Below are 19,257 nucleotides of genomic sequence, written 5' to 3'. Positions count from 1 at the left end.
TCGAGCATACTCTTTCAAACTTCGTTTGAATTCGATTTGACTAGTCACTTTGATCTAGCTCAAATCCGATAAAAAAAACGCAAGGCGTGTCGCGCCTTGCGTTTCTTATGGAAGCCGGTTGCGGGACTGGCCCGCGCGAATTCAAGCCACGGACTGGGACGCCGGCGGGATCTTGCGCGCCGGACGCGCCGTCGTCAGCGCAATCAGCGTCACCGTGATCAGCGCGTAAGTGGGCACGCTGCGCATGTTGCGGAACATCATCTCGGTCAGGCTGAAGGCGCAATAGCTCAGGCAGAACAGAAGGCCCATCTGGGCGCCCACGCGGACCACGCGGTCATCACTGGCCAAACGCCGGAAGAAAATGGCTGCCGGCAGCAGATACAGCGTCAGCATGCTCAGCAGGCCGAGCACGCCGTACCCCGCCAGCGCCGCCAGCAGGTCGTTGTGCGGCTCGCCGAAACCGTCGACGACTTCCTGCGTCACAATGCCCTGCCCTTGCAGCACACGCAGCTCGTCGCGGAACTTGCTGGGACCAATGCCCACGACCGGGCTTTTTTCAAACATCAGGATTGCGGCATGCCACAGTTGCAACCGGATGCCGAAGGACGTGTCACGGTTGGCCGAGGTGGCGAACCCTTGCACGTCGTGGGTGATCTCCTGCATGCGGCTGCTGAACGTCCAGATGGCCGCCGCGCTGACGACCAGCGCCACGCTCACGGCCAGTGCACAGTACACCTTGTGGCGCCGCCGCCAGTTGCGCAGGCCCAGCAGGAAGACGAGTCCCAGAATGGGCAGCAGCATCCAGCTGCTGCGGGTTTCGGACATCCAGGTCGCGCACACGGCCAGCGCCGCGGCGAGGACCTTCAGGCCGGTCTCCAGTCGCGGCCAGCGCGATCCGGGGCCCCAGCCGAGCGACAGCAAGGTCATTCCCCCGAACAGCAGCACCATGTTCGCAAAGGCCACGGCGTTATAGCGTCCGCCAACCTCGACCACCGCGCCGCGGCCGCCCGTAAGCATCATCGTGATCAGCAGGATGGAGCCGGCAAGCGCGCCGGCCAATACGGTCCATTCGATATGGCGCAGCAGCCGCTGCGGAGCGCGCAGCAGCAGCCACAACACGGGCAGGGCCAATGCAAAGCGCAGCAGCTTTTCGAGTTCGGAATTGCTCCACACGCTTTTCACGGAAGACGTGATCAGCATACAGACGAGCGGGGACAGCAGCGCCAACGCCATGGGCCAAAGCGCCCGGAAATCCATGGGCTCGTAGCGCTTCACCGCATTGACGGCAATGGCCGTCAGCGCGATCAATGCACTCAGGTACAGCACGGCGGGACCGCCAACGGGACTGGTCAGCGCCAGGGCGGGCATGAGCAACACCAGCCAGGCGACCAGATTTACATACATTCGGGGCACAACAATCAACCTGAAAAGAACAATGCACACGCAATACGCATGATGCGGGTGGTTAGACAAAACCCGCCCGCCATGACGGCGGGCGGGTTTTGCTCAAAATCGAGATGGAGCCCCAAGCGCACAGCGGCAGCCCGGCGAGGAGCCCCGGCCGAGGCTTACATGTTCTCGATCATCACCTGGCCAAAGCCCGAGCACGACACCTGCGTCGCCCCTTCCAGCAGACGGGCAAAGTCGTACGTGACCTTCTTGGACTGGATCGACTTTTCCATGCTGGAAATGATGAGATCCGCGGCTTCGGTCCAGCCCATGTGACGCAGCATCATTTCCGCCGACAGGATCTCGGAACCGGGATTCACGTAGTCCTTGCCCGCGTACTTGGGCGCCGTGCCGTGGGTGGCTTCAAACATGGCTACCGAGTCGGACATGTTGGCGCCCGGCGCGATACCGATGCCGCCCACCTGCGCGGCCAGCGCGTCGGAGATGTAGTCGCCGTTCAGGTTCAGCGTGGCGATGACGTCGTATTCGGCCGGACGCAGCAGGATCTGCTGCAGGAACGCATCGGCGATCACATCCTTGACGATGATCTCGCGGCCGGTCTTGGGATTCTTGAACTTGCACCACGGACCGCCGTCGATCAGCTGCGCGCCGAATTCCTTCTGCAGGAGCTCATAGCCCCAATCGCGGAAGCCGCCTTCGGTGAACTTCATGATGTTGCCCTTGTGCACCAGCGTCAGCGACGTGCGGTCGTTGTCGATGACGTACTGCGCGGCCTTGCGCACCAGGCGCTCGGTGCCTTCGCGCGACACGGGCTTGATGCCGATGGACGAGGTGTTCGGGAAACGGATCTTCTTGACGCCGAGCTTGGTCTGCAGGAACTGGATCAGCTCCTTGGCCTGCTCGCTTTCGGCCATGTATTCAATGCCGGCGTAGATGTCTTCCGAGTTCTCGCGGAAGATCACCATGTTGGTCTTTTCGGGTTCGCGCACCGGGGACGGCACGCCCTTGAAGTACGCCACGGGGCGCAGGCAGACGTACAGGTCAAGCTGCTGACGCAGCGCCACGTTCAGCGACCGGATGCCGCCGCCGACCGGGGTGGTCAGCGGGCCCTTGATGGAAACCACGTAGTCTTTGACGACTTCCAGGGTTTCGTCGGGCAGCCACACGTCAGGACCGTAGACCTTGGTGGCCTTTTCGCCGGCATAGACTTCCATCCAATGGATCTTGCGCTTGCCGCCGTAGGCCTTCTGCACCGCCGCGTCGACGACCTTGATCATGACGGGGGTGATGTCGGCGCCCGTGCCGTCGCCTTCGATGAAGGGGATGATGGGCTGGTCAGGCACATTCAGCGAGAAATCGGCGTTGACCGCAATTTTCTGGCCGCCGGCGGGAACCTTGATATGTTGGTAGGACATGAATGCTCCATTTGCTCCGGGTGGTTTTCTTGCACGCGCCAGGATCGGACAGCGTCCGATTCCGCGGGTTATACCGCCTCCTGCGAACCGCACACCGGATGGCGGATAGCAACCCATTCTATATCGCAAAGCGCCGGGCGAAACCGGCGGTCCGCGCGGGGCGGTAAAATAAAGCGACCACATCCTGCTTTTGGCCCCCTCCCGAATGTTCAATCCCTCCCGCGACCAAGTCCGCGAATTCTTTATTGAAACCTGGCGCAAACATCGCGCCAACGAGGTCCTGACCCCGCTGGAGGCGATTGCGCTGGACTGGATCATCGAGCATCCCGAATACCACGCGGACCTCGAAAGCCCGGACGCCATGACGGCGGAATACGCGGTGGAAAAAGGCCGCACGAATCCGTTCCTGCACCTGTCCATGCACCTGGCCATCGCGGAACAATTGTCAATCGACCATCCGCCGGGCATTCGCCAGGCCTACCAGCAGCTCACCGCACGCTCGGACGCGCATCACGCCGCGCACGAAATCATGGAATGCCTGGGCCAGGTGGTCTGGGAAGCGCAGCGCCTGGGCACGCCGCTGGACAGCGACACCTACATCGACTTGATCCGCCGCCGCGCCAGCCTCTGACCCAACGAAAAAAACCCTCGCTAGCGAGGGTTTTTCATTCACATCGGCCGGAAATCGTTGCGTCCTAGCGGCGCACGCCCAGATCGCTGGGCAGCGTGGCCAGCCACGCCGACACGTTGGAGATGTCCTGGTCGGACAACTGCGTGGCGAAGGCGCCCATGATGGGGTTCTTGCGCACGTTGGCCGTGGCGGCGCTGCCGGAGGCGCCCCGCTTGTAGGCCTTCAGCGCATGCGCCAGGTAGTCGGCGTGCTGCCCGGCCAGCGTCGGATAGGCCGGATCCACCGCCGTCTTGGCGTCGGCGCCGTGGCACGACGCGCAGTTGAATTTCTCGAAGACGGCCTTGCCGGCCGCCAGATCCTGCGCCTGGGCGGCAGAGCCCCAGATGGCCAGGGTCGCGCCCGCAAGGGCAAGCATGGTGCGGTTCATGATTTTGCCCCCTTATTTGAGATTCGAGTAGTACGCGGCCAAGTCGGCAATGTCCTGATCGGACAGGCTGCCGGCAACGGCGTCCATCGTGGGATGGCTGCGCGCGCCTTTCTTGTACTCGTTGAGGGCGGTTTCGATGTACTTGGCATTTTGGCCAGCAATCATCGGAACGTGGTAAAGCTCGGGAAACGATGCCTTGTAGCCAGGGATGCCATGGCAACCGATGCACATCGAAACCTTGTCGCGGGCATTCTGGACATTACCGACCGGCGCTGCGTCTGCAGCAACAGCCTGGCCGGCGATCGCACAGGATGCCATCGTGGCCAACACGGAAACCGTGTACTTCAGAGAGGTTCGCAACTTCATTGGAATGACTCTTCTTGGTATGGCTAAGGACTAGGGCCTGCTCACACGAAAAGGCCCTCTGCAAACACGTTGCGGGTGGAACCCAAAGCAAAACCGCCTGATTGTACGATAATTGCTCAGGATTAATACCTTGCGTTAGTGTTGATCCCAATCAAACCACAGAAGCCATCAGACCATGTCCGCAGCCCAGACCGCCTCATCCGCCAAGCCAGTCCGCTTCGATGGCACCGACAGCTACGTCGCCACCGATGACCTCAAGCTCGCCGTGAACGCCGCCCTTACCTTGCAGCGCCCGCTGCTCATCAAGGGCGAACCCGGCACCGGCAAGACGATGCTGGCCGAGGAAGTGGCCCGCGCGCTGGGCCGGCCGCTGCTGCAATGGCACATCAAGTCCACCACCAAGGCGCATCAGGGTCTGTACGAATACGACGCCGTGTCGCGCCTGCGCGATTCGCAGTTGGGTGACGAAAAAGTCCGCGACATCCGCAACTACATCGTGCAGGGCACGCTGTGGCAGGCGTTCCAGTCGCACGAGCCGGTGGTGCTGCTGATCGACGAGATCGACAAGGCCGACATCGAGTTCCCCAATGATCTTCTGCGCGAGCTGGACCGCATGGAATTCCATGTGTACGAAACGCGCGAGACCATCGCCGCGCGCCACCGTCCGCTCGTCATCATCACGTCCAACAACGAAAAGGACCTGCCTGACGCATTCCTGCGCCGCTGCTTCTTTCACTACATCCGCTTCCCGGACCGCGAGACGATGCGCGACATCGTGGCCGTCCACTATCCGGACCTGAAGCAGGACGTGCTGCGCGCCGCGCTGGACACGTTCTTCTCGCTGCGCGATGCGCCCGGGCTGAAGAAAAAGCCGTCCACGTCCGAACTCCTGGATTGGCTGCGCCTCTTGCTGGCCGAAGACGTCACGGCCGCGCAGATCGACGCCCACACGGCCACCGCCGTGCCGCTGATGGCCGGCGCGCTGCTCAAGAACGAGCAGGACGTGCATCTGCTCGAACGCCTGGCGGCCATGACGCGCGGCGGCCAACGCCGCTGATCCGGCATCCACGGGCGGCCCGCACATGCTGATCGACTTCTTCTATCACCTCCGGGCGCACAAGCTGCCCGTCTCGGTCAACGAATACCTGACGCTGGTGGACGCGCTGCGCCAGGACCTGATGTCGCCCACGCTGGACGAGTTCTACTTCCTGGCGCGCGCCACGCTGGTCAAGGACGAGTCCCTCTACGACCGCTACGACAAGGCCTTCGGCGCGTATTACCGCGGCATCGAAGCCGCGCTGCCCGCGGGCAAGGACATCCCGCTCGACTGGCTGATCAAGCAGTTCGAGAAAAGCCTGTCGCCCGAAGAAAAGGCCGCCATCGAAAAGCACGGCTGGGACAAGCTGATGGAGCTCTTCAAGGAGCGCCTGGACGAGCAGAAGGAACGCCACGCCGGCGGCAGCAAGTGGATCGGAACGGGCGGCACCTCGCCGTTCGGCAACGGCGGCTATCACCCCGAAGGCATCCGCGTGGGCGGCGCATCGGCCGGCAACCGCACGGCGGTCAAGGTCTGGGACATGCGCCAGTTCAAGGACTACGACGACCAGGTCGAACTGGGCACGCGCAATTTCAAGGTGGCGCTGCGCCGCCTGCGCCGCTTCGCGCGCCAGGGCGCCGAACTGGAACTGGACCTGGACGACACCATCGCCAGCACGGCGCGCAACGCAGGGCATCTGGACCTGCGCATGATCCCGGAGCGCCACAACACGGTGAAGGTGCTGATGCTGCTGGACGTGGGCGGCAGCATGGACGACCACATCGGCCGGGTCGAGGAACTGTTCTCGGCGGCACGCAGCGAGTTCCGCAACCTTGAGGTCTATTACTTCCACAACTGCCCGTACGAAAGCCTGTGGCAAAGCAACCGCCGCCGCCAGAACGAGCGCTTCGACACCTGGGACGTGCTGCGCAAGTACAACCCGGACTGGCGCCTGATCATCGTGGGCGACGCCACGATGAGCCCATACGAAATTCTGCAGCCGGGGGGTTCGGTCGAGCACTACAACAAGGAACCGGGCGCCGAATGGATGCGCCGGCTGCTGGACGCGTGGCCCAAGTCGGTCTGGCTGAATCCCGAGCCCACGGCGTCCTGGCAGTACCGCCAATCCATTGCGCTGATGCGCGACATCATGCAGGACCGCATGTATCCCGTGACCGTTGCGGGCCTGGAGCAGGCGATGCGGGTGCTGTCGAAGTAGGAGTTGCGCCGTCGCGGCGGCGATGCTGCCGCCGCGGTTGGCGCTGTCAGCCGTCGACGGGGTTGTCGGGCGTGTCCAGCGTCAACTGATAGAACGCCAGATCGAGCCAGCGTCCAAACTTGAAGCCGGCCTGGCGGATCGTGCCGGCATGTACGAACCCCAGCTTTTCATGCAGGCGGATGCTGCCCTGGTTCGAGGCGTCGATGCCACCGACCAGCACGTGCACGCCATTGGCGCGCGCTCGCTCGATCAGGATGGCCATCATGGCTTCGCCCAGACCGCGGCCACGAAAGCGCCCGTCCACGTACACGGAATGCTCAACCGAATACTTGAAGGCGGGAAACGCGCGGAACGTGCCGTAGCTGGCAAACGCCATCAACTCGCCGTCCGCATTCTCAAGCCCCACGACGGGGAAGCCGCCTTGCTGCTTGGTCTTGAACCATCCGTCCATCGCTTCGCGCGGCCGCGGCTTGTAGTCGTACAGCGCAGTGGATGTCGCAATGGCGTCATTGAAGATGGCCAGGATCTGGTCGGCGTGGCGCTCGTGCGTGCAGTCAACCAGCGTGGCGCCCTGCGGGGCGCGGAATTCGGCGGGCGTTTTCATGGCGGGAATTTTAGCGATGGCGCCGCCTGCCGGTATCAAGCGGACGAAAAAAAACCGGCGATGACGCCGGTTCAGTGAAACGTTGCCGCTTCTGGCCACTCTCAGGCGGCGCGGCTCTCCACAGATCGATGCGCGCTTGTACTCATGTGGCGCAAACCGGGGCATTGCCGCCACGACAATTCGTCGGCGTCCATGTCCAGGTCGAACAAATCTTGCGCGGCGGGCCACGGATGGGAGCGCGCGCTGGCGCCCTCCATTTCAAGCACATGGCCGGCAAATCCGCGAGGCGATCCACCGCACTCCGCGAAATACCGCTGCGTACTCAGGTCCACCACATAGGTGGTCATGTCATGGGTAAGTATGGCCACGTATTGGCCGTCATCACTGGCATAAGCGTATTGAAACTGTCCTTTGATCCCGTCGCCTTTGAGGGCGCTACCGGTCAGTTGGGACAAGGCACGCGTGACGATTTCGGTCAGCATGGGTCGTTCCTCCGAAGAATGCGCCGGCAGGATGCCGGCGGCGAAGGCGCGAACGACAAGCACCGGCGCCGCGCTGAGGCAGCGTCTGGCGTTGGACGGGAAGCCGGTAAGACGGCCGTCGCGCATCCCGTCAGCAACAGCTAATGCGTCCTTGAAAGCTTACACCCGCGACCGGAATTGGTTCAAATCGCCTGGGAGAACTGAACTGCTGCATCGCACCATCAACACTGGCGCGGCTTGGCGGAGCATCAAGCCGCCGCAAAGATGGCGCCATCGTTGGCGCCGCCCGCCTCCCGACGCCGCCGCCATGCTTCACGTCCAAGCCGGTAAAGCACATGCGCACGCAGCGGGTGTCCCGCCGGCACGGCCGGATGGTCAAAGCATTCGGGTTCGGCGGCCATGCCCAGACGGTCCATCACGGCGCGTGAGCGCACGTTGTCCGTAGCCGTGAAGGCAACGATTTCTTCCGCGCCCACCTGTTCAAAGCCGACCCGCAATGCGGCATCAGCCGCTTCGCTGGCGTAGCCCCGTCCCCAGAACGGTTGCGCGAGACGCCAGCCGATCTCCACGCCAGGCGCAAAAGGCAGCGTGGGCGCCAGCGGCTTGATGCCGACGAAGCCGATGAAGGGCGCCACGCCCGGCGCCTCCACGGCCCAGAAGCCCCAGCCGTGCTCGTCAATGCCGGCGGCCAGCCTGTCGGCCAGGGCATCGCTTTCCTGGGGCGTCATCGGCAACAGGAACTGCGTCACCTGCGGGTCGGCATTCAGGGCGGCGAAAGGCTTGCGGTCCGCCGCGCGCCATTGCCGCAGCACGAGGCGGGGCGTTTCGACTTCGATGTTCAGGGACATATCAACTTCCTCAGCATGGCGGCCAGCGATGGTAGTCCAGCGATGGCGGCGAAGGCGCCCTTTTCGCCCGCCTGAACCATTGCCAACGTATACACTCCAACGGATTCTGCCATGCCAAAGGAATAGTCCGCCATGCGCTTGTCCCTGTCGAAGCTGCCGCGCCCGCTAGGCGTGCTGCTGTTTTCCTCCTTCCTGGCCTTTCAGGCCGGAGCCGCCAGCCTGCCGGCCGGCGTCACGGAGGCCGCCTCGATCGAAGGCATCACCGAATACCGACTGGCCAATGGCCTGCGGGTGCTCCTGGTACCCGACGAATCCAAGCCGTCCACCACGGTCAACATGACGTACCTGGTGGGCTCGCGCAACGAAAACTACGGCCAGACCGGCATGGCGCACCTGTTGGAGCACATGCTGTTCAAGGGCACGTCGACCACCCGCAACGCGATGGGCGAGTTCTCCCGCCGCGGATTGCAGGCCAATGGCTCGACGTCCAGCGACCGCACCAATTACTTCGCGAGCTTCGCGGCCAACCCCGAGACGCTGAAGTGGTACCTCGGCTGGCAGGCCGATGCGATGGTCAATTCGCTGATCGCCAAGGAAGACCTGGACTCGGAAATGACCGTGGTCCGCAACGAGATGGAAAGCGGCGAGAACAACCCGTTCCGCATCCTGATGCAGAAGATGCAGGCTGCCGCCTACCAGTGGCACAGCTACGGCAAGAACACGATCGGCGCGCGTTCGGACGTCGAAAACGTGGATATCGGCCAACTGCGCGCCTTCTATCACGAGTATTACCAGCCGGACAACGCCGTGCTGATCGTGGCGGGCAAGTTCGACCCGCAGACGACGCTGGCGGACATCGAAGCCACGCTGGGCAAGCTGCCCAAACCCGACCGCAAGCTGCCGCCGGAATACACGGTGGAACCGACGCAGGACGGCGAGCGCTCGGTGACGCTGCGCCGCACCGGCGGCACGCCGCTGGTCGCGGCGATGTATCACATCCCGGCTGGCGGCAGCGCGGACTTCGTGCCGTTCGACCTGGCGACGACGATCCTGGCGGACACTCCTTCGGGCCGCCTGTACCATGCCCTGGTGCCGACCAAGCTGGCCTCGGGCGTGTTCGGTTTCACGATGGAAAACCTGGACCCGGGACTGGCGATGTTCGCCGCGCAACTGACGCCGGGCAAGGATCTGGACGCCGCCATGAAGGCGATGACGAGCACGCTGGAGACGCTCGACAAGAAGCCCTTCACGGAGCAGGAACTGGACCGCGCGCGCAGCAAGTGGCTGACGTCGTGGGAACAGACGTACAGCGATCCCGAGCAGGTGGGCGTGGCGCTGTCCGAAGCGATCGCCGCGGGCGACTGGCGCCTGTTCTTCCTGCAACGCGACCGCGCGCGCAAGGCAACGCTGGCCGAGGTGCAAAAGGCCGCGACGACCTATCTGGTGCAGAGCAACCGCATCGAGGGCCGCTACATTCCGACCGAGAAGCCGGTGCGTGCGCCGCAGACGGAACGCGTGGACCTCACGGCGGTGTTCAAGGACTACAAGGGCGATCCAGACTTCAAGGCTGCGTCGGCGTTCGATCCCTCGCCGGCCAACATCGACAAGCTGACGCAACGCACGACGCTTGATCTGCCGAATGGTCCGGTGAAACTGGCGCTGCTGCCCAAGGCGACGCGCGGCAGCCGTGTGCAGGCGCAGATGCTGATCCAGTTCGGCAACGAGAAGGACCTGCTGGGCCAGCGCGTCAATTCCAGCGCGGCGGCCGACCTGCTGCTGCGCGGCACGGACAAGCTGTCGCGCCAGGATATCCAGGACCGTCTGGACAAACTGCAGGCTGAACTTGGCTTTACCGGCGGCGGCACGACGCTGAAGGTGGCGATGTCGACCAAGGGCGAGAATCTGCCTGAGTTGACGGCGCTGGCGCTGGAGATCATCCGCAACGCCAGCTTCCCGAAGGAGCAGGTCGAGGAATATCAACGCCAACTTGAAACCTCGATCCAGAATGCGATGACGGAACCGTCGGCGCTGGCCGGCCGCGCGCTGGCGCGCCACGACAATCCGTGGCCTGCGGACGATCTGCGTTATGTGCCGACGTTCGAAGAGTCGCTGGCTAGCGTGCGCGGCCTGAACCGCGAGGCGCTGGCAACGTTCCACGCCAAGTTCTACGGCGCTGGCGATATCGAGTTCTCGGCGGTGGGCGATTTCGAGCCGGCAGCGGTGGAAAAGTCGCTGCGCACGGGACTGGCCGGATGGAAGAAGGCGCCGGCCTACACCCGCGTGCCGAACCCGTACCGCGACGTGCCGGCCAAGCAGTTCGACATCGACACGCCGGACAAGGCGAATGCGTTCTATCTGTCGCGCATGCCGTTGAAGGTGCAGGATACGGACGCGGACTATCCGGCGCTGTACCTGGCCAATTACCTGTTCGGTGCGTCGGAAACGTCGCGCTTGTGGAACCGGGTGCGCGAGACGGAAGGCCTGTCGTATAACGTGCGCAGCTCGCTGTCGGTGTCGGCGTTTGAACCGACCGCAAGCTGGAGCATTTACGCGATCTACGCGCCGCAGAATCGCGAGCGGCTGGAGAAGGCGATCAACGAGGAACTGGCGCGCGTGCTGAAGGACGGTTTCTCGGAGAAGGAAATCACGGAGGGCATTACGGCGCTGCTGAACTATCGAAATCTGGCTCGGGCGCAGGACGACGTGTTGGCAAGCACGTGGCTGGATTACCTGGAGCGCGGCCGTACGTTTGCGTGGTCTGCAGAAATGGACAAGAAGATTTCCGCCTTGACGCCGGAGACGGTGAACGCGGCGCTGCGCAAGTATGTGCGTCCGGACGGGTTCAGCACGGCGCTGGCGGGGGATTTCAAGAAACCCTGATGCACCCTCTGTTGGGAAAGCCCCTGCCTCGGCAGGGGTTTTTTTTGCATAGTGGGTGGGCTGTTGCGGTTTGATGATGCTGGGATTGGGCTTGACCATTCCATTGGTGGGGCTAATTCATCTAGCCCGAACTATTACTCGGTTATTTGGAAAGATGTTTTCAGGGATTAAGGGTTTATCCCAGGTGGGAAGGCGCGCACAATTCAGTCCATCGGGAACAGCAAACGAACCACGACGGAGTGCCGCCGGATTCGGTCCCTCTTTACGACGAATTGGAGGTCTCACCATGAAAACCCTAGCAACCACCCTTTTCCTATCCCTGGCCCTGGCCGGTTTCGGCGCACAAGCCGCCGGCGTCGAGCAAGCGAAGAGCAGCGCCCAAGTGGCGACGGAACTGCAAGCAGCGAAGGCAAGCGGCCAGTACACGTTCGGCGAGCTGGACTATCCGCCCGCCCTGCCCCAGAAGACCAGCCTGAGCTCGCAGGAAGTGCAAGCCGAGCTGCAACAAGCCAAGGTCAGCGGTCAATACACGTTCGGCGAATTGCAGTACCCGCCGGTCGTCGCAGCGTCGAGCAGCGCAAAGTCGCGTGCCGACGTTCAGCAGGAACTGGCGCAAGCGAAGGCCAGCGGTCAATACACGTTCGGCGAGCTCGAGTACCCGCCGATCAGCCGGTGAGCTGCTTGCTGTAGCCCGGCCGGCCTCGGGTGGCATCATGGCCTGAGGCCGGTATTTTCGGTGTACAGCGGCGGTTGAAGTAGCAGTAGCAGTAGTCGTTGAAGTCAGCAGTTGAAGTTGAAGTCAGCAGTTGAAGTTGAAGTCAGCAGTTGAAGTTGAAGTCAGCAGTTGAAGTTGAAGTCAGCAGGTGAAGTGCAGTTCGCAGTTGCAGTTGCAGTTCGCAGTTGCAGTTGAAGTTGCAGTTCGCAGTTGAAGTTGCAGTTCGCAGTTGAAGTTGCAGTTCGCAGTTGCAGTTTGCAGTTGAAGTTCGCAGTTGAAGTTGCAGTGGTAGTAGCGAAGAGGCCGTGGCGATTGTCGCGGTCTCTTTTTTTCGTCGGGATTTTGCTGGGCTGCCATTGGGGTTCTTTAGCGCCTGGCGCGGCCACGGCACTCGGCGCACGGGGCCACGATTGCGGTCCGGAGCCTTCGCTCCGGACTTCCCCTGCCTCATCCTCGTCACCGCCTTCGGCGGTTCCTTCGGATTCCGTTGGGCTTATCGACGCCCCGCGCGCCGAGTGCCGCGGCCACACCAGGCTCGCCCTGTCGAACGGCCTCGGACGCTGGGACGGGCGGATTTCTTGGCGTTTTGGCGACGAGCTTTCGCCTGTGGAGGATCTTGCGGGGCCCGCGTTGCGTCGGCCGCGCGGGCGGCCTTGCAACGCTTACGCGATGCGTTGCGTCAACGGGGGTGCGCTGCGCGCTGATGGGGAGCCCTGGGCAAAAGTGTGCGTTGCGAGTTGGTGGAGAGCCCTGGGCAGAAGTGTGCGTTGCGCGTTGGTGGAGAGCTTATGGCAGCGCTGCGTTGCGCCCCTAGTGGAGCGCTCGGTATAGGACCTGCATACAGGCTTGTGCATTGCATGCTGGCAAAGGCTTCCTGGACTGCGTATTCCCGCATATGCGTAATTTTTAGAAGCCCTTCGATATCTCGCCAATTTGGAAGGTGGTTTCATGCCGTTCGGGTTCATGCCGGGATTTGGCGTGCTGCATCTGGCCATCGAGATCATCAGATGGACCACGACGATGGGCCGCCGGACTCGGTTTCACTTAAAGCAATCTGGAGGTCTCACTCATGAAAATCCTGGCCACGACGCTGTTTGTTTCCCTGGCCCTGGCAGGCGCCGGCGCTCACGCAGCTGGCGTTGAACAATCCAAGTCCCGTTCCCAGGTGGCGGCCGAACTGCAGGAAGCCAAGGTCAGCGGCCAATACACGTTTGGCGAGCAGGACTATCCGGCGGCACAGCCCAGCACCTCCAACCTGACCGAGCAGGACGTGCGCGTCCAGCTCGAGCGCGCCAAGGCCAACGGCGAGTACACGTTCGGCGAACTCGACTACCCGCCGAGCACCCGCTAAGGGGCTCGCAGTTCTGCGTGATCCCGCAACGCTGTCCCTGACGCGCCAAGCATTGTTGGCGACCAAACGAAAAAAAGCCGCGACTCTCGTCGCGGCTTTTTGCGCTGAGCGGCAGCGCGATCAGTTGAAGACTGATCAGCTGAAGAATTCCTTGACACGGTCCGTCCAGGACTTGCTTTGCGGCGAGTGGCGATCGCCACCGTCGTTCAGCGAAGCCTCGAATTGGCGCAGGATGTTCTTTTGGTCGTCGCTCAGGCGCACGGGCGTTTCCACCACGACGTGGCAGTACAGGTCGCCCGGGTAGCTGCCGCGCACGCCGCGGATGCCCTTGCCGCGCAGGCGGAAGGTTTTGCCGGATTGCGTGCCTTCGGGGATGGAGATCTCGGCCTTGCCGCCCAGCGTGGGGACCTGGAGTTCGCCGCCCAGTGCCGCCGTGGTGAACGGGATGGTCAGTTCGCAGTGCAGGTCGTCGCCGTCGCGCTGGAAGATCTTGTGCTGCTTGATGTGGATTTCCACATACAGGTCGCCGGGAGGACCGCCGTTGATGCCGGGTTCGCCATTGCCGCTGGAGCGGATGCGCATGCCGTCGTCGATGCCGGCCGGAATCTTGACCTGGAGGGTCTTGTTGCGGCGAATGCGGCCGACGCCGTCGCAGGCTTGGCAGGGGTCGGTGATTTCCTTGCCGTTGCCGTGGCAGGTGGGGCAGGTCTGCTGGACGCTGAAGAAGCCTTGCTGCATACGCACGGCGCCCGAGCCGCCGCAGGTGCGGCAGGTCTTGGGCGAGGTGCCGGGCTTGGCGCCGGAGCCGTGGCAGGTGTCGCAGTTTTCCCAGCTGGGGACGCGGATTTCGGTGTCGAAACCGGCTGCCGCTTGTTCCAGGGTGATTTCCAGCGCGTACTTGAGGTCGGCGCCGCGGTAGACCTGGGGTCCGCCGCCGCGACGGCCGCCGCCGGCGCCGCCGAAGATCTCGCCGAAGATGTCGCCGAACGCGTCGGCGAAACCGCCGCCCATGCCCGCGCCGCCCATGCCAGCGGCGTTGGGGTCGACGCCTGCATGACCGTAGCGGTCGTATGCGGCGCGCTTTTGGTCATCGCCCAGGACCTCGTAGGCTTCCTTGGCTTCCTTGAACTTCTCTTCGGCTTCTTTGCTGTCCGGATTACGGTCCGGATGGTATTTCATGGCCAGCTTTCGATAGGCCTTCTTGAGATCGTCGTCCGAGGCGTTTTTTGCCACGCCCAGGATTTCGTAATAGTCGCGTTTTGCCATGATCCGTGGGCTCGAAACCGAGCCTTCTTTTCAGTGCTACAGAATGAGTACGCCCGGTAGGCGGATTTCTCCGGCTACCGGGCGGCAGAGGCAGGTCAGTGCCCGGCCATTATTGGTCGCGCTTGACTTCCTTGAAGTCGGCGTCAACGACGTTGTCGTCCACCGGCTTCGCGTTGTCGGCCGCTTGCTGCTGGCCGGCGGCTTGCTGCGCCTGCATGTCGGCGTACATCTTTTCGCCCAGCTTCTGCGAAGCCGTGGACAGGGCTTCGACCTTTGCGTCGATCGCGGCCTTGTCGCCTTCCTTCAGCGTTTCTTCCAGGTCCTTGATGGCGGCCTCGATGCTTTCCTTCTCGGCAGCTTCGAGCTTGTCGCCGTACTCGGTCAACGACTTGCGGGTGGCATGCACCAGCGCGTCGGCCTGGTTACGCGACTGAGCCAGTTCGGCGACGCGGTGATCTTCCTCGGCGTTGGCCTCGGCATCCTTGACCATGCGCTGGATCTCGTCTTCCGACAGACCCGAGTTGGCCTTGATGGTGATCTTGTTTTCCTTGCCGGTGCCCTTGTCCTTGGCGGACACGTGCAGGATGCCGTTGGCGTCGATGTCGAACGTGACTTCGATCTGCGGCATGCCGCGCGGCGACGGCGGGATCCCTTCAAGGTTGAACTCGCCCAGGGCCTTGTTGCCCGCGGCGATTTCGCGCTCGCCCTGGAAGACCTTGATCGTCACGGCCGGCTGGTTGTCGTCGGCCGTCGAGAACGTCTGCGAGAACCGGGTCGGGATCGTGGTGTTCTTCTGGATCATCTTGGTCATGACGCCACCCAGGGTTTCGATACCCAGGGACAGCGGCGTGACGTCCAGCAGCAGCACGTCCTTGCGGTCGCCCGACAGCACGGAGCCCTGAATGGCGGCGCCAGCGGCGACGGCTTCGTCGGGGTTCACGTCCTTGCGCGGATCCTTGCCGAAGAATTCCTTCACCTTTTCCTGGACCTTGGGCATGCGGGTCATGCCGCCGACCAGGATCACGTCGTCGATGTCGGAAACCTTGACGCCGGCGTCCTTGATGGCGACGCGGCAGGGCTCGATCGTGCGTTCGATCAGTTCTTCGACCAGCGCTTCCAGCTTGGCGCGCGTGATCTTCAGGTTCAGGTGCTTGGGACCGGAAGCATCGGCCGTGATGTACGGCAGGTTGATTTCGGTCTGCTGCGCGGACGACAGTTCGATCTTGGCCTTTTCGGCGGCTTCCTTCAGGCGTTGCAGCGCCAGCACGTCCTTGGACAGGTCAACGCCTTGTTCCTTCTTGAACTCGGCAATGATGTAGTCGATGATGCGCTGGTCGAAGTCTTCGCCGCCCAGGAAGGTGTCGCCGTTGGTCGACAGCACTTCGAACTGCTTTTCGCCGTCCACATCGGCGATTTCGATGATCGACACGTCGAACGTGCCGCCGCCCAAGTCATAGACGGCGATCTTGCGGTCGCCCTTTTCGGTCTTGTCCAGGCCGAACGCCAGCGCCGCGGCGGTGGGTTCGTTGATGATGCGCTTGACTTCCAGGCCCGCGATGCGGCCGGCGTCCTTGGTGGCCTGGCGCTGGCTGTCGTTGAAGTACGCGGGCACGGTGATGACGGCCTCGGTCACTTCTTCGCCCAGGTAGTCCTCGGCGGTCTTCTTCATCTTGCGCAGCACGTCGGCCGACACTTGGGGAGGCGCCATCTTCTTGCCGCGCACTTCAACCCAGGCGTCGCCGTTGTCGGCTTTGACGATGGCGTAGGGCATCAGATTGATGTCCTTTTGCACGGCTTTTTCTTCGAACTTGCGACCGATCAGGCGCTTCACTGCGTACAGCGTGTTGCGCGGGTTGGTCACGGCCTGACGCTTGGCAGGCGCGCCGACCAGGGTCTCGCCGTCATCCATGTAGGCAACGATGGAGGGAGTGGTGCGAGCACCTTCCGCGTTTTCGATGATCTTGACCTGCCCGCCGTCCATGACAGCCACGCAGCTGTTGGTCGTTCCCAGGTCAATGCCAATAATCTTGCTCATGGTGGGTTACCTTGATTATTAAATCTATGAAAATTTGGGGAAAACTGCTTGTCTCCCCGTAACTGGGGCTGCCCGTGGGGTTTTTCAAGACGCCGGGCTGGAAATTTCCGGGCCCGGGTCCTGCAGGCGCTGGATTGCCGCAGTGAACTGGGGCAATCCGGGCCAGCCGGTGATGCGCCCAAGGCGCTTGCCGGACCGGTACAGCACAAAAGTGGGGACGCCATGCAACGAAAACCGGCGGCCCAGCGGTTCATCCGCGTAGACATCGGCTTCGAACCACGTAAGGCCAAGCCCCAGCAGCGTTTCCTGGTGCAGCAGCGCCGCCTGCTTGAACAGGTTGCAGTTGTAGCAATCCTGGCCCCACAGGAAGACACAGCGCAGGTCGGCGCCGGGCGCTTGCACCACGGCCGCGTCGAATCCCGCAGTGTCGACATGTCGCATGCCGAACACCTGGAATACCTGGGCCGGGTCGAAGCGCGGGTCGGTCATGGCGGATACGCGGATCAGCCCTGGCCAGCCGAGACGACCACGAGCGCGGGGCGCAGGGTGCGGTCGGCGATCACATAGCCCTTCTGCAGCAGTTGCACCACCGTGTTGGCGGGCTGTTCATGCGGAATGGACGAAATGGCCTGGTGCTGGTGCGGATCGAATTTGTCGCCCTGCGCCGGTGCGATTTCCTTGAGCAGGTTGCGCTCGAACGCGGCGGCCAACTGCTTAAGGGTGACTTCGACGCCTTCGCGCAGCGTTTCGACCGTCTGATCGGGTTGGGCCAGGGCAGCTTCCAGGCTGTCCTTGACCGGAACCAGGCTTTCGGCGAACGATTCGATGCCGAACTTGCGCGCCTTGGACACTTCTTCCTGGGCGCGGCGGCGCACGTTCTCGGCTTCAGCTTGCACACGCAGAAGCTGGTCGTGCTGCTCGTTGACGGTAGCCTGGGCGGCGTCCAGCTGGGCGCGCAACTCGTTCAGCTCGGCCTGCGCGGCGTCCTGGGCGGCGGGTGCCGCATCGGCGTTCTGGCCGACTTCGGGCGCCTGGTCAGCAGGCTCGTGGGGTGCCGTCATGGGGAATCCTCCAAAAAGAATGGCTTTCGGAGACATGAATGGGGGCCAATACCCCTAATTCAAGCCCGGGTAAGCGAAATATTCCCCAGGACCCGGCGCGGCGGCCGGGCGCCTGGCGGCGGTTTCCTACTTTTTGCTTGGCTGCGCGGGAGCGACGGGGTCGCTGGCGGGGAAGCTTTCCTTCAGTGCGCGGTCCACCCGCTTGTCGTCCGCGTCCGGATCCGAAGGGATCGCGACGGGGTCGCTGGCCGGGAAGGTGTCGGCCAGGGCCTCGTCCAGGTCGTGTTCGACGCGGTCTTCGTCGACGGGAGTGCTGACTTTGCCCTTCTTGACCGATTCGCCAGTCTTGGGATCATGGTGCATGCGCCTTCTCCTTCAAGTCCGTGGTGTCTGGAATCCACCCCTGCAAGTATCGTTCCACCAGCCCAGACAACCCCGCGATCCAGGTCGGATCGTCGTTGATGGCGGGAATGTAACGGAACTGCTTGCCACCGGCCTCGAGAAAGGCGTCGCGGCATTCCAGGCTGATTTCTTCCAGGGTTTCGAGACAGTCTGCCACAAATCCCGGGCACACCACATCGACCTCGGTGACGCCCGATGCGGCTAGTGCCTTGAGGGTCGGTTCGGTGTAGGGCTCCAGCCAGCGGGCGGTGCCGAACCGGCTCTGGAAGGTCACTTCGATCTGGTCGCGGGGCAGCGAAAGTCGCTGGGCCAGGAGCCGGGCCGTCTCCATGCAGTCGCGGTAATACGGGTCGCCCAGCTCGATGGAGTAGCGCGGCAGGCCATGAAAGCTCATGACCAGCTTCTGAGGCTTGCCGTGTTCGCTCCAGTACCGTTCGATGCGCGCGGCGAGCGGGTCCAGGTAGGCGGGGTCGTCGTGGAACCGCTTGATGAAGCGCATTTCCGGCTGATCGCGCAGCTTGCCCATGTAGCGGGTAACCGCGTCGACGACGGTGGCGGTGGTGCTGGCGGCGTACTGCGGATACAGCGGCACGGTCAGGATGCGCTCGCAGCCCTGCTTGCGCAGGTTGGAGATGGCGTGGGGGATGGAGGGATTGCCATAGCGCATGCCCAGTTCGACTGCGGCATCCACCCCGGCCGCCTGCAGGGCGGCGCGCACGCCGTCGGTCTGCCGCTGGCTGTAGACCATCAGGGGCGAGCCTTCCTTCATCCAGATGCCGCCATAGCGGGGCTCGAGGCGCTTGGGGCGGCGCACGAGCACGATGCCGTGCAGGATGGGCTTCCAGAGGTAGCGCGGGATCTCGATGACGCGGGGGTCGGACAGGAATTCGCCCAGGTACTTGCGGATGTCCTTGGCCGTCGGCGTGTCGGGCGTGCCCAGGTTCACCAGCAGCACGCCGACCTTGCCAGGCACGCGCGGCGGCGGATCTTCGTTGAAGGGGTCTTCTTGCTCGGGTTCAGGAAGGTAGCGCTCAGGCCAGAGATACTTGAACAGGCGAAGAAACACAAAAACTCCCCTTCCTCCACAAGGAGGATGTAGCTTTGAATGG

General features: G+C 63.1%; 19 protein-coding genes. 6 read left to right on the top strand and 13 right to left on the bottom strand.

Annotated elements, in window-relative coordinates:
* Positions 1-141: 141 nt before the first annotated feature.
* Positions 142-1,413 carry an O-antigen ligase family protein gene (locus AC6CIE_RS10010; protein ID WP_498092173.1) on the bottom strand — a complete coding sequence of 424 codons (1,272 nt, stop codon included), beginning with the start codon at positions 1,411-1,413 and terminating at the stop codon, positions 142-144.
* Positions 1,414-1,568: 155 nt separating this feature from the next.
* Positions 1,569-2,825, bottom strand: a complete 1,257-nt coding sequence (gene icd, locus AC6CIE_RS10005) for an NADP-dependent isocitrate dehydrogenase (protein ID WP_056568692.1) — start codon at positions 2,823-2,825, stop codon at positions 1,569-1,571.
* A 205-nt stretch (positions 2,826-3,030) separates the two neighbouring features.
* On the opposite strand from icd, the gene AC6CIE_RS10000 reads away from it, so the two are divergent.
* Positions 3,031-3,456, top strand: coding sequence for a DUF1841 family protein (locus AC6CIE_RS10000; RefSeq protein ID WP_056321316.1), 426 nt, complete (start codon positions 3,031-3,033; stop codon positions 3,454-3,456).
* Positions 3,457-3,520: 64 nt separating this feature from the next.
* Here AC6CIE_RS10000 and AC6CIE_RS09995 read toward each other — a convergent pair whose 3' ends face one another.
* Positions 3,521-3,883 carry a c-type cytochrome gene (locus AC6CIE_RS09995; protein ID WP_175123150.1) on the bottom strand — a complete coding sequence of 121 codons (363 nt, stop codon included), beginning with the start codon at positions 3,881-3,883 and terminating at the stop codon, positions 3,521-3,523.
* A gap of 12 nt (positions 3,884-3,895) precedes the next feature.
* Entirely contained in the window at positions 3,896-4,249 is a 354-nt protein-coding gene (locus AC6CIE_RS09990; protein ID WP_056568700.1) for a c-type cytochrome, read from the bottom strand.
* A 175-nt stretch (positions 4,250-4,424) separates the two neighbouring features.
* On the opposite strand from AC6CIE_RS09990, the gene AC6CIE_RS09985 reads away from it, so the two are divergent.
* Positions 4,425-5,306 carry an AAA family ATPase gene (locus tag AC6CIE_RS09985; protein ID WP_175123151.1) on the top strand — a complete coding sequence of 294 codons (882 nt, stop codon included), beginning with the start codon at positions 4,425-4,427 and terminating at the stop codon, positions 5,304-5,306.
* Between the two features lie 25 nt (positions 5,307-5,331).
* Positions 5,332-6,504 (top strand): vWA domain-containing protein, encoded by a 1,173-nt coding sequence (locus AC6CIE_RS09980; protein ID WP_175184131.1) that lies wholly within the window; start codon positions 5,332-5,334, stop codon positions 6,502-6,504.
* A gap of 46 nt (positions 6,505-6,550) precedes the next feature.
* On the opposite strand, the gene AC6CIE_RS09975 is transcribed toward AC6CIE_RS09980, so the two are convergent.
* The 3 genes from AC6CIE_RS09975 to AC6CIE_RS09965 form a co-directional block, all read right to left on the bottom strand.
* The gene (locus AC6CIE_RS09975) at positions 6,551-7,108 is read right to left on the bottom strand and encodes a GNAT family N-acetyltransferase (RefSeq protein ID WP_175123153.1); all 558 of its coding nucleotides are present in this window, start codon (positions 7,106-7,108) and stop codon (positions 6,551-6,553) included.
* Positions 7,109-7,209: 101 nt separating this feature from the next.
* Positions 7,210-7,590, bottom strand: coding sequence for a hypothetical protein (locus AC6CIE_RS09970; RefSeq protein WP_498092172.1), 381 nt, complete (start codon positions 7,588-7,590; stop codon positions 7,210-7,212).
* Positions 7,591-7,838: 248 nt separating this feature from the next.
* Entirely contained in the window at positions 7,839-8,438 is a 600-nt protein-coding gene (locus AC6CIE_RS09965; protein WP_218344901.1) for a GNAT family N-acetyltransferase, read from the bottom strand.
* Between the two features lie 132 nt (positions 8,439-8,570).
* Between AC6CIE_RS09965 and AC6CIE_RS09960 the strand changes: the two genes are divergently transcribed.
* From AC6CIE_RS09960 to AC6CIE_RS09950, 3 genes are all read left to right on the top strand, one after another.
* Positions 8,571-11,318, top strand: a complete 2,748-nt coding sequence (locus AC6CIE_RS09960; RefSeq protein ID WP_367351526.1) for a M16 family metallopeptidase — start codon at positions 8,571-8,573, stop codon at positions 11,316-11,318.
* Between the two features lie 286 nt (positions 11,319-11,604).
* Complete coding sequence (locus AC6CIE_RS09955) at positions 11,605-11,994, top strand: DUF4148 domain-containing protein (RefSeq protein WP_175137208.1); 390 nt, start codon at positions 11,605-11,607, stop codon at positions 11,992-11,994.
* A gap of 1,108 nt (positions 11,995-13,102) precedes the next feature.
* Entirely contained in the window at positions 13,103-13,384 is a 282-nt protein-coding gene (locus tag AC6CIE_RS09950) for a DUF4148 domain-containing protein (protein WP_313064936.1), read from the top strand.
* A 135-nt stretch (positions 13,385-13,519) separates the two neighbouring features.
* Here the strand turns inward: AC6CIE_RS09950 and dnaJ are convergent, their stop codons facing one another.
* The 6 genes from dnaJ to hemH form a co-directional block, all read right to left on the bottom strand.
* A complete protein-coding gene (gene dnaJ / locus AC6CIE_RS09945; RefSeq protein ID WP_175123159.1) occupies positions 13,520-14,650 on the bottom strand; it encodes a molecular chaperone DnaJ in 1,131 nt (376 codons plus the stop codon).
* Positions 14,651-14,759: 109 nt separating this feature from the next.
* A complete protein-coding gene (gene dnaK / locus AC6CIE_RS09940) occupies positions 14,760-16,685 on the bottom strand; it encodes a molecular chaperone DnaK (RefSeq protein WP_175123160.1) in 1,926 nt (641 codons plus the stop codon).
* Positions 16,686-16,769: 84 nt separating this feature from the next.
* Positions 16,770-17,174, bottom strand: a complete 405-nt coding sequence (locus tag AC6CIE_RS09935; RefSeq protein WP_175184126.1) for a thioredoxin family protein — start codon at positions 17,172-17,174, stop codon at positions 16,770-16,772.
* Between the two features lie 14 nt (positions 17,175-17,188).
* Positions 17,189-17,746, bottom strand: a complete 558-nt coding sequence (gene grpE / locus AC6CIE_RS09930; RefSeq protein ID WP_175123162.1) for a nucleotide exchange factor GrpE — start codon at positions 17,744-17,746, stop codon at positions 17,189-17,191.
* 126 nt (positions 17,747-17,872) lie between these two features.
* A complete protein-coding gene (locus AC6CIE_RS09925; protein WP_175123163.1) occupies positions 17,873-18,109 on the bottom strand; it encodes a hypothetical protein in 237 nt (78 codons plus the stop codon).
* A complete protein-coding gene (gene hemH, locus AC6CIE_RS09920; RefSeq protein WP_286938764.1) occupies positions 18,099-19,214 on the bottom strand; it encodes a ferrochelatase in 1,116 nt (371 codons plus the stop codon). Before hemH ends, AC6CIE_RS09925 begins: the two co-directional genes overlap by 11 nt.
* Between the last annotated feature and the right edge of the window lie 43 nt (positions 19,215-19,257).

Source organism: Achromobacter sp. GQ309 (genome assembly GCF_059759315.1).
This window is presented reverse-complemented; position numbering and strand designations above follow the sequence as displayed.